This is a genomic window from Methylomonas koyamae, assembly GCF_006483455.1.
Lineage (GTDB): Bacteria > Pseudomonadota > Gammaproteobacteria > Methylococcales > Methylomonadaceae > Methylomonas > Methylomonas koyamae_B.
Genome location: NZ_PPPU01000036.1, coordinates 68,114 through 84,462, shown reverse-complemented (window position 1 = coordinate 84,462; position 16,349 = coordinate 68,114). Strand labels below are relative to the sequence as shown.

General features: G+C 59.3%; 7 protein-coding genes and 1 riboswitch. Of the genes, 5 read left to right on the top strand and 2 right to left on the bottom strand.

The genetic code is table 11. The features are described from left to right. Positions 1–41 precede the first annotated feature (41 nt). The 5 genes from C2U68_RS17525 to C2U68_RS17505 all read left to right on the top strand — a co-directional run bounded on the left by C2U68_RS17525 (position 42) and on the right by C2U68_RS17505 (position 13,502). The gene (locus tag C2U68_RS17525) at positions 42–5,156 is read left to right on the top strand and encodes a non-ribosomal peptide synthetase (RefSeq protein WP_186289655.1); all 5,115 of its coding nucleotides are present in this window, start codon (positions 42–44) and stop codon (positions 5,154–5,156) included. Between the two features lie 75 nt (positions 5,157–5,231). After that, positions 5,232–10,244: a non-ribosomal peptide synthetase gene (locus C2U68_RS17520; protein ID WP_140913758.1), complete on the top strand. Its 5,013-nt coding sequence runs from the start codon at positions 5,232–5,234 to the stop codon at positions 10,242–10,244. A gap of 1 nt (position 10,245) precedes the next feature. Further along, positions 10,246–11,253 carry an ABC transporter permease gene (locus C2U68_RS17515; protein WP_140913757.1) on the top strand — a complete coding sequence of 336 codons (1,008 nt, stop codon included), beginning with the start codon at positions 10,246–10,248 and terminating at the stop codon, positions 11,251–11,253. A 327-nt stretch (positions 11,254–11,580) separates the two neighbouring features. Continuing rightward, a riboswitch (cyclic di-GMP riboswitch) is annotated at positions 11,581–11,657 on the top strand. A gap of 99 nt (positions 11,658–11,756) precedes the next feature. Continuing rightward, positions 11,757–12,515 carry a hypothetical protein gene (locus C2U68_RS17510; RefSeq protein WP_140913756.1) on the top strand — a complete coding sequence of 253 codons (759 nt, stop codon included), beginning with the start codon at positions 11,757–11,759 and terminating at the stop codon, positions 12,513–12,515. Positions 12,516–12,716: 201 nt separating this feature from the next. Then, complete coding sequence (locus tag C2U68_RS17505) at positions 12,717–13,502, top strand: VPLPA-CTERM sorting domain-containing protein (RefSeq protein WP_140913755.1); 786 nt, start codon at positions 12,717–12,719, stop codon at positions 13,500–13,502. A 240-nt stretch (positions 13,503–13,742) separates the two neighbouring features. On the opposite strand, the gene C2U68_RS17500 is transcribed toward C2U68_RS17505, so the two are convergent. After that, entirely contained in the window at positions 13,743–14,600 is an 858-nt protein-coding gene (locus tag C2U68_RS17500) for a hypothetical protein (protein ID WP_140913754.1), read from the bottom strand. Continuing rightward, complete coding sequence (locus tag C2U68_RS17495; protein ID WP_140913753.1) at positions 14,597–16,348, bottom strand: AAA family ATPase; 1,752 nt, start codon at positions 16,346–16,348, stop codon at positions 14,597–14,599. Before C2U68_RS17495 ends, C2U68_RS17500 begins: the two co-directional genes overlap by 4 nt. Position 16,349: the final 1 nt, after the last annotated feature.

Here is a 16,349-nt window from a genome sequence, read left to right as displayed (position 1 = left end):
AGTTTGCGGACGCCTACTGCGAAACGCATGAAGCATTCAGCGTGTTAGACCGGCTTGCCCAAGCGCAGCCGGATTTGCGCCGACGCATCTTGATCGATTTTATCCGCGGTTTGCTGGTCGAGTTTTTGGAATTGGACGATCCCGACGATGTCGCCGACGACCGGAACTTCGGCGAACTCGGCGCCGACTCCATGCAGGCGGTCGACTTTAAAGTGGAACTGGAACAGCGCTTGCACTGCGCGTTGCGGTCGACCGTGCTGTTCGATTATCCGCGTTTGGACTTGCTTGCGGATTATTTGCTTGCGGAGGTGTTGGACTTGGCGGCGGTGGCTACGGACTGCCGGCCTGTGACTGTGCCGGCGGCATTGGTGGCGCGACCGCAGCCGGCGCAAGCCGCCATGGCGATTGCCGTGGTCGGCATGGCCGGGATTTTCCCGGAAGCCGAAAATGCCGCTGCGTTATGGCAAAAGGTGGTGTCCGGGGTGCCGTTGCAGGTCTCGGGCCGTTCGGAAGCGCCGGAACTTGCCTATGGCCGAATCGACCTTGGCAAGCGGCACGCGCCGGAGGCATTGCCGATCTCGGAAGCCGAGTATGCAGCCTTGCCGCGGCAGGAGCAATTGCTGTATCGATGTATCGCGGACGCTTTGCTGGAGTATCGGCTCGACCTTGCGGGATTGGCGAACACTCCGACCGCGGTTTTCATCGGCTGCCGGGAAACGGCGCCGACGGCGGACGTGGCGTATCGGATTCCGCTTGCCAACAAAATTTCGTTTCGGCTGAACCTGAAAGGGCCGAGCGAGACGGTCAATTCCTTTTGCATCAGTGTCTACCTGGCCTTGCACCGGGCGGTGCAAAGTTTGCGGGCCGGGGAATGCCGGCAGGCAATTGTCGGCGGCGTCAACCTGATTGCTGCGGACGAATTCGCTCAGGCGGCGCGACAGGGACTTTACCGCGATATTCTCAGCCGCGACAACCAGACCAAAAGTTTCGGCGCTACCGCCAACGGTTATCTGCGTAGCGAAGGCGGCGGCGTGTTGATCCTGAAACCCTTGGCCGATGCCGAGCAGGATGGCAACCGCATTTTGGGCGTGGTCAAAGGATCGGCGGTTTACCACGGCGGCCGCGGCTATTCGTTCGAGGCGCCGAATCCGCAAGGGCTTAAGGAAGCGATTCGATTGAGCCTCGCCAATGCCGGCTGCAGCGCCGACTCGATCGATTACGTCGAGGCGCACGGTATCGGCAATCCGATGGCCGATGCGTTGGAATTGGGCGCTGTCGACCAAAGCTACCGGCAAGCCAGCGCCGATTCCGGCAAACGCTGGCACGTCAGCAGCGTAAAGCCCAGCATCGGCCACCCGGAAGCCGCTTCCGGGATGGCGTCGATTATCAAAGTGTTAAAAGCTTTCGAGCACGCTCTGTTGCCCGGTATCGCCGGTCTCGATGCGGTGAATAGCGATTTGGCCGCCGGGCATGCGTTGATTCTGCAACGCCAGGGCCGGCCTTGGCCGAGTTCCGATCAGCCGAAACGCGCGGCCCTGAACAGCTATGCCATCGGCGGGGTAAACGCCCATGTCGTTCTGGAGGAATACCGGGCCGACGCCGCGGTTGCCGCCAGCGGCATCGCCCAGCGCGCAGCGCGGGCCTCCGATCGGCCCTTGGCGGAGTTGGGGCTCGATCCATCCAGCGCCGCGGTGCTAGCCGAGTTGGTTCAAGACATTTTTAAGCTGGAGCTGGGCTCGCTCGACTTGTCGCTTTCCCTGATCGATTACGGTTTCGATTCCATCGACGTGGTGCAGTTCGTCGGCCGTTTGAACGAGTCGCTGGGGTTGGACATCAAATTCAGCCAGGTGCTGGGTGTCGACGACTTTGCCGGGTTTTTTGCGCTGTTGGCGCTGAAACTGCAGCAAAAAACGCCGGCCGGCAGCACCGGCTCAAGCGGGGAGACGCCGGGTTTGGCCGATGCGGCTATCTGCGGTCCGTTGTCGGAGGTGCAAAAGGGTCTGTGGTACGTCAATCAACTGGCGCCGGAGTCGATCGCGTTTAACGTGCCGTTGACGTTCAAAGTCTCAGGCAACGTCGATGCCGTCTTATTGCAGCAAGCGCTTGCGGCGATGCTGGCCGAGTACCCCATGCTTACCGTGGCGCTCGAGGTCGACGCCGAGACCGGCGCTTGCGTGCAGCGGATTCGGCCGGTCGCAGCATGTATCAACTGTCACGAAATGCGACTGGAATCGGCGGCGGTGCTGGACGCCTGCTTGTGGGAATTGTTGCGGCAGCCTTTCGATTTGTCCAAGGACGCGCCGGTCAGGCTGTATGCGATCGATGCGGCCGAGGCCGGGACTTACGTCTATTTCGTCATTCACCACATTGTGTTCGACGGCACCTCCGGGGCCTTGTTTATCGCCGCGTTCTGGCAGAAATATCACGCCTTACGGGCCGGTGCGACCTTGGTTTGCCGCGCTCCCGATCTGGCGTTTCTGGATTTTGTCGATTGGGAACGGCGCTATCTGGCCGGCGCTGACGGGGCGGCAGACGCACGCTGGTGGCGTGAATTATTGGCCGATCGAGCGGCGACCTTGAATCTGCCTTACGATTATTTGCCGCAAGCCAGTTTGTCGGCCGCCGGTATCGGTTGTCAAAAGTTCAGGCTGGACGGTGCCGAGCTGGCAGCCCTGAAGCGCTTGGCGACGCGTGGTAAAACCAGCTTGGCGGTGTTGTTCCTGGCGCTGTTTCAAGTCTTTTTATACAAGCTGACCCGGCACGCGGCGCCGGCGGTGACGACGCCGGTACGCGGGCGGCCCAAATCGGCCTACGAACACAGTATCGGTTGTTACATCAACGTCATGGTCGTACCGTGCCAAGTGCAGCCGGCAGCTTCCTTCAATCAGTTGATGCAGCAAGCCCGGCGCCGGTTTTTCGAGTGCCTGGACCATGCGCACTATCCGTTTCCCAGGCTGTTGTCGGACTTGGGCTTGCATTTGGCCAATCCCCAGGAAAACCCGTTTCCGGTGTCCTACACCTACCAGAATTTTTTCGACGAGCTGTTACATAACGCCGACGCGCTGCAGGGCGTCGAGACTTTGTACGAGGTGTTTCAGCAAACCGAGGACAATTACACGCTCGAAATTTACGATTTCAGGCACAGCCTGCAAATCAACATCAAGTACAAGCGCAGCTTGTTCGACGATGCCAGCGTTGTCCGGCATTTGGCCTGTTTCAAACAGTTAATTTCCGGTGTGGTTGCCAATCCGGATCAAGCCGTCAGCGCCATCGAAATCCTGCCGGCGGCCGAAAAGCAACGTCTGTTGACCGGGTTCAATGCGACGCAGACGGTCGCGGTTCCCGCCGTCTGCCTGCACCAGCTATTCGTCCGCCAGGCGTTGAAAACCCCGGAACAGGTGGCGGTGATCGGCGAGGAGAGTTCGCTCAGCTACCGGGAACTGCACCAGCAAAGCGACCGGCTGGCCGTTTATCTGCAACAGCTTGGCGTCCAGGCCGATACCCTGGTGGCGGTGTGTCTGCGCCGTTCGCCGCTGATGCTGGTCGGCTTGCTGGGTATCCTCAAGGCCGGCGGCGCCTATCTGCCGCTGGACGCCAACACCCCAACCGAACGCGGCAAACTGCTGCTGGCGGACAGCGGCGCCAAACTGATATTGACCGAAGCGGCGCTGGAGCCGGGTGCCGACGAGATAACCCAGGGCCTGGACCTGCTGCGGGTTGCCGTGGACCGGGACTGGCCGCGGATCGCCCAAATCGACGAGCCGCCGCGGCAATTGGCGCGTCCCGAGCATCTGGCCTATGTCATCTACACCTCCGGTTCCAGCGGCCGGCCCAAAGGCGTCATGGTCGAGCACCGCAACGTCGTCAATCACAACCTGGCCGTCATCGCCGCCTACCAACTCAGCGGCAGCGATCGGGTGCTGCAATTTTCGACGATCAGCTTCGATATCTTCGTCGAAGAAGTGTTTCCGACCCTGCTCAGCGGCGGCGCGGTGGTGATGATGGACGGCGAACGCTTTACCGACGCCGGCTACCTGAAAACCCTGGTACAGCGGCAGCGGGTCAGCCTGATCAACCTGCCCACCGCCTACTGGCATACGCTGGTGGAGCAAGACTTCAGCGACACCGCGCTAAGCCGGGTGGTGATCGGCGGCGAAAAAGCCGAAGCGCAAAAGTATCGGGTCTGGCGGCAACGCAACCCGAATATCCGGGTCATCAACAGCTACGGCCCGACCGAAACCACCGTCATCGCCACGCTGTACCCCATCGAAGCGGCCGTCGCCGCCGACCAGCCGATCCCGCTGGGTCGGCCGCTGGCCAACACCCAAGTCTACGTCCTGGACAGCGACCTGCAACCGGTCCCGATCGGCGTACCCGGCGAATTGCACATTGCCGGCGCCGGTGTTGCCCGCGGCTACCTGCACCAGCCGGAGCTGACCGCCGAGAAATTCATCGCCAACCCCTTCGGTCCGGGTCGGCTGTACAAGACCGGCGACTTGGTACGCTGGCGCGACGACGGCCAGTTGCTGTTCATCGGCCGGCAAGACCAGCAAGTGAAGATTCGCGGCTTTCGAGTCGAGCTCGGCGAAATCGAACAGGCCTTGCTGTTGCATCCGAACATTCGCCACGCCGTCGTCGTTGCCCGGGAATTTGCCGGGGGCAAGCAGTTGGTTGCCTATTTCCAGGCCGGGATAGCGCTCGAGACGGCGGAATTGATCGCGTATTTGCGCCAGCGCTTGCCCGATTACATGGTGCCTGCCGCCTGGGTGGCGTTGGCGCAAATGCCGTTGACCGATAACGGCAAGGTCGATCGCAAAGCGTTGCTGGCGCTGCCGGTCGAGCGCTCGGCAGAGGCGGGTTACGTCGCGCCGAGCAACGCCATCGAGGCCACTTTGGCCGACATTTGGCAGGATGTATTGGGTATCGGCCGGATCGGGATTCAGGACAATTTTTTCGCGTTGGGCGGCCATTCCTTGCTGGCGATCCAAATCGTGTTGCGGGCCAAGGCGGCGTTGGGTGTCGAACTGGCGCTGAGTACTTTGTTCGAGGCGGCGGACATTCAACAACTGGCCGTGGCGATTGCGAACAGCGGCTGCGCCCCGGCCGAAGATTCGTTGGCTAACTATCTGAAACATCTGGAGGCATTCGTTGTTTAACGGCATACGGCATCGGTGGTGCGATTCGGTTTCTGATCGCAGCCTGGGATTCATCCAATTCGCGGCAGCAAGTCCATGTTGAGCGAGTTGATCGCTAACGGCGCGCGCTTGACCGGATCGCCGGCCGGAGATTTGTGCGTCGAAGCCGGCGCCGGCCTGCTGACCGACGCGGTGAAGTCCGCGCTAAAGGCGGAGAAGGCCGGGGTTCTCAGCTATCTGGCCGGCGACAAGATCGCCTGTCAGTCGTTTTCGCAGGAGCGCTTGTGGTTTCTGGATCGGCTGGGTTTCGGCGGCCAATACCATGTGCCGGGTTTGGGCAAGATCGAAGGGCCGCTGGATATCGGCGCGTTGGCCAAGGCGCTGGATTTTATTTACGCCCGGCACGAAGCCTTGCGCACCAATTTTTCGGTGCTGGACAACACGCCGTTACAACGAATCCGGCCGGCGGCGGCAGTCGCTATCGAGCAACACGATCTCAGCCGGTTTAGCGGCGAACTGCAACGTCGCGAACAAAAACAACGGCTGCAAAGCTTTATCGAGCAGCCATTCAATCTGGAGACTTCCGCACTATTCAGGGCGATGCTGCTGCGCCTGGCGACGGAAACCCACATCCTGGCCTTGTGCTTGCACCACATCGTGACCGACGGCTGGTCGATGCGGGTGTTATTGAACGATCTGGCGGCAGCCTACGCCGCGTTTGTCGAAGGTAAACCGCCCGCGTTGCCGACCTTGCCGGTCGATTACGCCCAGTATGCCGGTTGGGAGCGGGAAACCCACACGGATGCCAAACTGACGCGCGAACTGGCTTACTGGCAACGCCAGTTATCCGGTTACCAGAATCTTGAGATGCCGTTGGATTTTGCGCGTCCGGCCAGCGCCAGCGGGCGCGGCGCTTACCTCCAGTTCGAGTTGAGTTCGGAGCAGGGCAAATTGGTTAAACAAGCGGCCAGAACGCGCAAAACCACTCCGTTCACCTTGTTTATGGCCGCGGTCTATCTGCTGTTAAAAAAATACAGCGGCCAACACGACATTTGCTTGGGCATGCCGGTGGCCAACCGCAATCAGCGCGAAATCGAAGCTGTGGTCGGTTTTTTCGTCAATACCGTGGTGATGCGGATTAACCCGCCGGAACAAACCGGTTTGACGGTGAACGCCTTGCTCGAGCAGGTTCACACCGTGATTGTCGAAGGCCAGGAAAACCAGCAGGTGCCGATCGAGAAGATTTTCGATTTGCTGCAACCGGAGCGCGATTTAAGCCGCAGCCCCTTGTTTCAAGTCCTGATCAACTACACCCCGCTTCGGCTCAGCGGCTTACCGTTCGGCAATTGCCGCCTGGAGCCCTTGTTCGATTTCGAGATCAATGAAGCGAAGTTCGAGTTGACCTTCACCTATAACGAATTCGAAGACGAGCATGCGCTGATCGGGATCGAATACGCCGCCGATCTGTATCGGCCGCAGACGGTGCAGCGGATGGCGGAGCATCTGACCAGCATCATGCGCTACCTGGTCGAGTCGCCGAACGGCATGCTCGCGGAACTCGATTTGCTGGATGCGGACGAGCAGCGCAAGATACTGGACGACTGGGGCCGCTCGACCGCCAATCAGGTTTCCGACGCCTGCCTTCACGACCTGTTCGTCCGCCAAGCCTTGAAAACCCCGGAACAGGTGGCGGTGATCGGCGAGGAGAGTTCGCTCAGCTACCGAGAACTGCACGAGCAAAGTGACCGGCTGGCCGTTTATCTGCAAAAGTTAGGCGTCCAGGCCGATACCCTCGTGGCGGTGTGTTTGCGCCGTTCGCCGCTGATGCTGGTCGGCTTGCTGGGCATCCTCAAGGCCGGCGGCGCCTATCTGCCACTGGACGCCAATACCCCCGCCGAACGTAGCAAAGTCTTGCTGTTGGACAGCGGCGCCCAACTGCTGCTGACCGAAGCCGGCCTGGTCGAAGGCTTGCGTGAAATCGGTACCGGTCCGGCGATTCAGACCGTGGCGCTGGATAGCGACTGCCCGTTGATCGCCCAAAGCACCGGGCAACCGCGTCCCAGCGCGGCTCCCGAGCATCTGGCCTATGTGATCTATACCTCCGGTTCCACCGGTCAGCCCAAAGGGGTGATGGTCGAACACCGCAACGTGGTCAATCACAACCTGGCCGTCATCGCCGCCTACCGTCTCAACGAGCGCGACCGGGTGTTGCAGTTTTCGACGATCAGCTTCGATATCTTCGTCGAGGAAGTGTTTCCGACCCTGCTCAGCGGCGGCGCGGTGGTGATGATGGACGGCGAGCGTTTCACCGATGTGGCTTACTTAAAAAGCCTGCTGCAACGCCACCGAGTCAGTCTGATCAACCTGCCCACCGCCTATTGGCATACGCTGGTGGAGCAAGACTTCAGCCACACCGCGCTGAGCCGGGTGGTGATCGGCGGCGAAAAAGCCGAAGCGCAAAAGTATCGGGCCTGGCGGCAACGCAACCCCAACATCGCGGTGATCAACACCTACGGCCCGACCGAAACCACCGTCATTTCGTTGCTGCACCCGATAGACCCGGCCCACGATCCCGACCAAGCGATACCGCTCGGCAAGCCGCTGGCCAACACCCAGGTCTATGTGCTGGACAGCGCACTCAAACCGGTGCCGATCGGCGTGCCGGGCGAACTGCACATCGCCGGTGCCGGCGTCGCTCGCGGCTATCTGAATCAGCCCGAATTGACCGCCGAAAAATTCATTGCCAACCCGTTTGGGGCCGACAAACTGTATAAAACCGGCGATCTGGTGCGCTGGCTGGACGACGGCAATCTGGCCTTTATCGGCCGCCGCGACCATCAGGTCAAGATTCGCGGGTTTCGGGTGGAATTGGGCGAAGTTGAAAGCGCGTTGGCCGAGCATCCGGCGGTTCGCTTGGCCGTCGTCATCGTCAGCGAACGCCAAGGCAACAAACAATTGTTGGCGTTTTATACCCACGCCGGCCAACCGCCCGAGCAAGAAGTCATGAAGGCTTTTCTGCGCCAAACCTTGCCCGACTACATGGTGCCGCTGGCGGTGCTGGCACTCGATACCCTGCCGATGACGCCGGGCGGCAAAATCGACCGTAAGGCACTGGCACAGCAAGCCGAGAGTTGGCTGGCCGGGCGCGGGGATTTCAGCCCGCCACGCGGCCAACTGGAACAACAACTGGCCGAAATTTGGCGGGCGCTGTTGAACATCGAGCGGGTCGGCGTGAACGACAATTTTTTTGAATTGGGCGGCCACTCCTTGCTGACCGTGCAACTGATTAGTCGCATCAATGCCATTCTCCCCGACAGCTCGCTGAATCTCGCCGATATTTTCAAATATCCGACGATAAAAGCGTTGACCGATTATCTAGAGCGCCCGCTGGAAAAACTGACCAATTCAGCGTATTTGCTCAATCTGCGCTCGGGGATTCCGACGTTTATCGTGCCGGGCATGCCCGGCTTGAGCGACGGCTATTTCGAACTGGCGGAGTGCCTGAAGCGGGAAGGGCCGGTTTACGGCTTGCAAATGAAAGGCTATAGCGACGAGCCGCCGGCGACCACGGTCGAGGACATGGCCGCGCACAATATCGCCCAGATCGAACGCGTCTGGCCGCAAGGCCGGATCAATTTGTACGCGCACAGTTACGGCGGCACCGTGGTCTACGAAATGTTGCGCCAGTTGCAAGATTCGGCTTACGAAATCGGCGAAGTGGTGTTGATCGATAGCGGTTTGTTGCTGCGGCAAAGCAGCGTGGACCAGGCCTCGGTCAAGGCATTCTGCAACTTCATGCTGACTAACGCCGGTATTTCGCCCGAGCCCCATCGCGGCGCGATTGCCGAAATTTTAAAAACCAAGCCCTATGCGGAGTGGAAAGACTGCTTTGCGTCATTATTGGCGGACATCCTTCCGAATCTGGACGCCGGGCATTTTCTGAAAATCTGGCAAGTGACCGAGGCGTCGATTACCGCCCGTTACCGTTACACCGCCAAGTTGCCGTATCGGGTGACGCTGGTGATCGCGGAAGGCAGTAAAGGTTGGTTGGCGGCCAACGAGTGGAACGATTATTTTCAAGCCGTCAATGTCATCAAGGCCAAGGGTGAGCATTTCACGGTGGTCAAGCAGCCGTATTGCGCGGCTTGGTTGCGAGCGCTGAGTCCCGAGCCGGCCGCTCAACCGTTAACGCTCGCCGCGCCGCCGCTGGCCGAGCCGGACCAGACTAGTAGTCTGCTGAGCGTCAGAGGCTTGGAGAAACACTATGGCGAAACGACGGCGGTTGCCGGGGTCAGTTTCGAGCTGCAAGCCGGGACGTGCTTCGGCTTGCTGGGACCGAACGGCGCCGGCAAAACCTCCACGTTGGAAATGCTGGAAGGCATACTCAAGCCGAGCAAAGGCGACATCCTGTTTCGCGGCAAACCGATCGATAGAGGCTACAGCCAGCACATCGGGATTCAGTTTCAACATACCGCCTTGCCGGAAACCTTGACGGTGAAGGAATGCTTGCAACTGTTTCAGAAGCTTTACCCGCGTAGTCTGCCGCTCGACGACATTATCGAGGCCTGCGCCTTAGGGGACTATATCAACCGCGATTCCCGCAAGCTGTCCGGCGGCCAGCGGCAACGCTTGTTGCTGGGCATCGCCTTAATCAACGATCCGGACATTTTGTTTCTGGACGAACCGACTACCGGTCTGGACCCGCAATCGCGCCACAACTTCTGGAGCTTGATTCGGGACATCAAACAGCGCGGCAAGACCATTGTGTTGACCACGCATTACATGGAGGAAGCCGAGCAGCTTTGCGACGAAATCGCGATCATGGATCAAGGCCGGGTCATCGTCCAGGACACACCGGAGAACCTGTTGCAGGAGCATTTCGACGGCGTGCTGATCCGCCTGCCGCGGGCCAGCGGGCTGGCGGAGCTTCCAGGCTTGCCGTTCGCGGTGAGTGCCGGCGCCGAAACGGTGGAGTTCGTCACCGCCAATGTGGAAGCGGCGATCGCCCAACTGACTCGGCTGAATGTGCCGTTGGCAGGCTTGACGGTCGCCACGCCGAATCTGGAAAACCTGTTTCTTAAATTAACCGGCCACTCATTGAGAAGTTGAGATGAAGCATTTTTTGGCATTGCTAACAGCCCGCAATATCGAATTGATCCGCGACAAAGCCACCTGGGTCTGGAATTTCGTGTTTCCGGTGGTGTTGATCGTCGGCATCGCGGCGATATTCGACGACAAGGAGACCGCGCTGTTCAAAGTGGGCGTGGTCGGCGAGGCGAGTCCGCAGATCGCCGCATTCAAGACCACCCAATATTTGCAATTTATCCACTACCCCGAGCTGGATAAGGCGCTAGCCAAACTGCAGCATCATCAGTTGGACATGGTGGTGCAGGGTGGCTCGGAAGACGGTTACTGGATCAACGACAGTGCCGCACAAGGCTATCTGCTGGAGAAAATCCTATTGGCCGGCGATCAAGCTACGACCTGGAAAAAGCAAGTGGTGTCCGGGCGGCAGGTGCGCTACCTCGACTGGGTTTTGCCCGGCATTCTAGCCATTAATATCATGCACAGCAGTTTGTTCGGCGTCGGTTTTACCATCGTCAGATACCGTAAAAACGGCGTGCTTAAACGCTTGAAAGCCTCACCGGTCAACGCCTTCGAATTCCTGTCGGCGCAAGTCGTCAGTCGGTTGGCGATGTTGATGCTGGCGATCGTGCTGCAATTTGTGGCGATGCACGCCTTGTTCGATTTTTTAGTTCAGGGCGCTTTTGCGCTGTTGGTGCTGATTGCGGTACTCGGTTCGGTAACCCTGATCAGCCTCGGCTTGTTGATGGCGAGTAGGACCAGCAGCGAAGAATTGGCCTTGGGCATCCTGAACCTGCTGACCTTGCCGATGATTTTGCTGTCCGGGGTCTGGTTTTCGCTGGAAGGCGCGCCGGCGCTGTTGCAGAACCTGACGCTGATTTTTCCGCTGACCCACATGCTGCAAGCCGCGCGGGCCGTGATGATAGACGGTGCCGGATTAAGCGATATTGCACCGGCGTTATTGACGCTGTCGGCAATGACACTGCTGTTTCTGACCAGCGCTGCGCTGCGCTTCAGATGGGTGGAAGACTAGCACCCGGAATCGCGTCAGTTCCGGCGGCGACGCGGGATTTCACGCGGCGATTGCGTGAGATAACTTAGTTTTCGAGGACCGGCGCCGGATTCGCCGTGCCAAGCCTTGTTATTCCAGGCGAATCAGATTTGGCCTAGTGTTTGCTCGTCGCTAATTGATTCGAAAACCCGACTTTAATCTGCCTTCGCGGCCTTTCCGTTGCAGCGTCGCTACGCCGCAACTCCGCCTGCGTTTTGTGAAGAGACCGTCGGGAGCTCGAGTTATTGGAAGGAATTGCTGGAAGCTCAGGCAGTAATCGTTCGCGGAAGCAGCGATGCCGCAAGGATTGCGGCGCAACGCCACACCCGCCGCGAGGCGGAGCCGGAAAGCCACGGGTCTTGGAACAAGACGGCCGGGTTACCGGCGGGCAAGGTTTGCCGATAGACACGGCGTCGGCCGCGTCGATTTACAAACTTGGAACCCGCCGCATAACTTAACCATCGATCAATCTACAAGGAAAAACCATGTATCTATTTAAAAAACATAGCCACAAATTGGCCTCGGCCGGCGTTCTGGCAATCGGTCTATTCGGCGGACTGTTGACAACAACCGATGCCAACGCGGCTCTTGTTAGCGGCGTGGCGAATTTAACAATCGACAATTCCGCCTTTACTTCGGCTGTACCAGGTGCCGAAGGTTGGTATATCGCTAATTTTTGGGATAAAAACCATAACGCCACGCCGATCACTCTGGATACAACCGGAGGTGTCGCGCTGAGCCAGACCGGAACCTTTAGCGTGTCGTTGGCGGTTAATAGCAATACTTCGACCATCAACTACGGGGCCGCTCGCAAGCAACAAGCCACGACGATGGACGCCGGCAACACCGCGGCCGGTCAAATCGGCTTGAGCGGCGCTTTCCGGATGGAGCCGGCGGCTGGCGGCACTTATCTCAATCCCGCCGATTTCTTTTTGAAAAAAACCGCCGGTCAATGGGACATCTTTACCTACAGCAACGGCTTTGGCCAACCGGCACTGTTCCGTTTGGTCAATGCCTCGGAATCGGTTAACGCCAACGGCGAGTTATCGCTGAGCGGCGACGTGTATTTCACGGCTCAATCCTTTTCCTGGAACTTGCTGTTGAATGGTAGCCAGTCGGTCAAGCTGGGCACTTTCAGCCTGACGCCATCGGCAGTACCGGTGCCGGCCGCCGTTTGGCTATTCGGCAGCGGATTGTTGGGGCTATTGGGTTCAGCGCGCGGAAAAATCAGATTGTCCGCCTAAGCCGCCAGCCGGCACCGTCGCCGATTTGCCCGGCAATATCGGCGGTGCCGAGCCAATTTATCCCAGCCGCCAGTTACACCGGTTCAATCCCGGCGCGGATATAGCGCCGAGCGTTGAACGCTTCCGCCAGCAATGGCGCGGTGCGCCTGGGATTTTCAGTTAGGGCCGGTATTGAAATCACCTCTAAAACAAGGAAACAAAATGAAATCTTTAAACGTTGTCGCGATCGCCGCATCGCTGCTCGCGACATCCGCGCACGCGGCCACCGTGGCCGGCGGTTCGTTGATCCTCAACCTGGACCGGAACGCGTTCGCTGCCGGAATCGACTTGGATAACACGCCGGCGCCGTCGATTTATGTAGAAGAGTATTTCGACGCTTCGGCGGCTTCGAAAACATTTGCCCAGTTGCGCGACTCCAACACGCCGGTCGATCTCACGAACTATGCGGCGAACGAAATCTCCGCAATCGGTCTTGAGTTCACCGTGAACGGCGCAAGCGTCGCACCCAATCCGACCAATCGGCACAACAGCCCGACGACTTTTAGCTTCGACCCCAATAACATCGCCGCCACCGCGACCGGAAACATCGGCTTGGCCGGCGGGATGCGTTATCGAGTCGATGTCGATCCACCGACCAACAGAGTCTTAATGGCCGATATGATCCTGGCATATAACCCGGCGGAGCAGCAAAAAACGCCGGAAAGTTCGGCGTGGGTAATCTATAACCAAGTCGGTTTTTCCGCCGTCGCTTTCGAATTGTTCGACGTGACAACGCAGTTAACCGGCAATGTTCTGACCTTGAACGGCAGTTTGGGGTATGGCTGGGGCTTCGATCATCTGGGCGCCGAAGTCGCTAGAGCCGCCAACGCCCGCATCGGCACCTTCAGTTTTCAAACCACGGTAGTCCCGCTGCCTGCCGCCGTCTGGATGTTCCTGAGCGGCGCACTCGGATTGGGCGCGGCCGGCTATCGGAAAAAAGCCGCGTGATGCGGATGTCGATAAACGAACGGCTGGGTTATTCCGAGTCGTTCATCGGCGTTGTTACGGCCTGAGCGTAGCCATCGCCGCCATGTCGTGTCGTCGGTTGGCCGTCGGGCTGCAGCATCCGTGGCGGCGAGGGCCACTATTTTCGGCGAAACGGCACTCGACGCGGCTGCGGCCAACTGCAGTTTCGTAGCGCAGAAACTCGCCGGGGTTGGGGGCTTGGAGTTCGGCCGTATCTGCGCCTTACCCAACTAATCGGGAAAGCTGTGGATCGTTACGCATTAGCAAACACCAACGCGCTACCGCAGACAGTTCCGCTGTTGGATTGGTCATCTCGCGCACGCGGGCCCGAATTTCGCTCAGCTTCGCCTTGGCCGCCGGGTTATTGCCATTGCCGCATCGGGCTTTGGCCTTCATAAAATCTTCGACCAAACCGTTCACTTGCTGCCACACCTTGCGGCGGGCTTCTGCCAGCGGCGCATGATCATTGAGTTTGAGCCGCTTTACCGTTTCGTTGACGCGTTCCTGCTCCCACGCCGAAGAACCCGGCATCGGAATGACCTTGCCTTCTTCATCGAAGGCGATCAGCGCCACATCGTCGTCGTCAATCGGGTCAAGCAGGTAGCGCGTTTCGGATTCTTCGCATTGCTGGGCATGTGTGGAGCACAGCGAGCCATCTTTGAGCGGAAACCAACCGCCTTTCTTGCGGTTGCCGACATTGCCGCAGACGCGGAAATTCATGTAATCGAAAGCCAGCCACCAGTAGCCATCGCGCAGGCTGGCATCCAGGGCCTTGGCTTCTTTCTTGGGGCGGAAGTGTTCCACGTCGTAGTGTGAGTACAGCTCGCGCACTTCTGAAAACCAACATTTGCCAGCCGACAAGGCCAACAGCCATTCTTTCAAGGCGCCCCAGTGAGCGCTGTTGGCGTCAATCAGTGCGTTGCGCTCATCGCGCTTGCCCGCCGCATCCATAGCGGCCAGATCGGCCACCAGTTGGGCGGATTTCGCCAGCCAGGCATCCCACTGCGCTTGCTTCCACGGCTCCCAGTTCGGGATGTTGGTATCGGTGGGCCGCTTGTGCGCCAGATCAATCCAGATCACAGGCCATCCTCCTCATGCAGAATTTCGGCAATGATGGAATCGGCAATGCGATCCTGCTCGGCCAGCTCCTCGGGCGTGAGTACGGGTTTGCGAAAGCGGCGGTGTTGCGCCATCTTGCGCACGAACAGCGCGTAATCCGGGTCGCGGAAGTCGGCTGTGGAAAAACCCAGATCGGCCAGTTCGGCAGACAGGCGGCTCAGCTCGGCATCTTCCTCGGGTGTGCGCGGCGATTTCACGAACAACTCGTTACGACGGAACAAACGGCGCTCGGTTTCGATGTCCAGCGTGGACGACAGGCCGAATAACTCACTTTTCAGTAAACCGGTCACGCCCATGCCTTGCGGATGCTCATCCGGCACATCCACTACGGTTCTGTCGCCATCGCGGCGCAAAATGTGTACCTGCTCGCGCTTAAGGCTGCCCACCATCATCGGGTCGTGGGTGGTTATCAGGATTTGCGACTCGCCTTGTAGCACTGTGCCTTCGCGCGGACTCAGTACGCTTTCAATGTCGTCGAAGTAGCGCAGCTTCCAGATCGGGTTCAGGTGGGTGTCGGGTTCGTCGAGCAAAAACAGGCAGTGGTCTTCGCGGGTGATGCGCATCAGGCCCAGCACGGTGAGCATTTGCAGCTCGCCTTCCGAAAGCTGGGTGAAGCTCACCTTGCCGCCGTGCTCATCGCGTTTCTTGACGGTGATCCGCACTTCGTCGATCAGGTCGCCGATATAAGCGCCCTCGGCGTAGCGGAAGAAGCTGTCGGTGCCGCCGACCAGCTCGCCGAGTTGCTTGAGCTTGTCCTGGCTGGGTACAAATAGATAAAGCTGTTTCTGTTTCTCGCTGCGGCCACGGAAGTCGATCTGCTTGGTGGCTTCCTGCTCAATCGGGGCCCAGGCCACTTGCCAAAGCTTGTCGAGGAACTCGCTGACCACATTGCCGCGCGCATACCAGAAACGCGGATCGCCTTCGTTCAGCTCCTGTTCGTCGAATTTGCCGCTGCGGCGTTTTTCGCGCAGGCGGTGCGGTTCTTTCAACACAAACAGTGCGGATTCCAGCGACTCGATATGCAGGTTCTTCAGCACCTTCTGAAACACCGGGTCGTCGGACAGCAGGCAAGCCAGCAGCACCAGCTGGCTATGGCCGCCCCGGCAATAGAACAGGCGGCGCAGGCGGTCGTCGCCCGCTTGCTTCAGCCGCGACTCGCGGCGGCGTTTGGCTTCTTCGACGGCGCGAATATCGGCTTCGGAGCCGGTAAAGTTTTCCAGCAGCTGTTCGGACAACACCTCGTCGGTGGTGATTTCCTGACGCTGGTTGAAGCGGCGCTGATGCTCCTGAAACAAGGCCTCGATGCGCTCGTTGCGGCCCGAGTAATAAGCAAATATGTGGGCGGGCAGCAGTTCGCGGTTTTTCAGCAAATAGCCTTGCGACTCGGTCTTGCCGTCCACCCACACGTAAGGCCGCTTCTGTTTGGCGGTATCCGCCTCGATGCGTACCGTGTGGCCGCGAATGGTGTATTCCAGCGTGTAATCGAACGCCGCTTCGCGGTCCAGATCGACATCGCGGAAGATGGTGATCAGCGCTTCGATCAGATTCGACTTGCCGGTGCCGTTCTGGCCGATCAGCGCGTGGCTGCGGACGGGTTTGGGCTGCGCATCCGCCGACGCGCCGGCAGCAGGCGGCAAATGCGACTCGAAGCCAATGTCGAGATCGCGCAGGTTGCGGAAGGCCGGGATACGGATGCGCAGTAGCTGCATG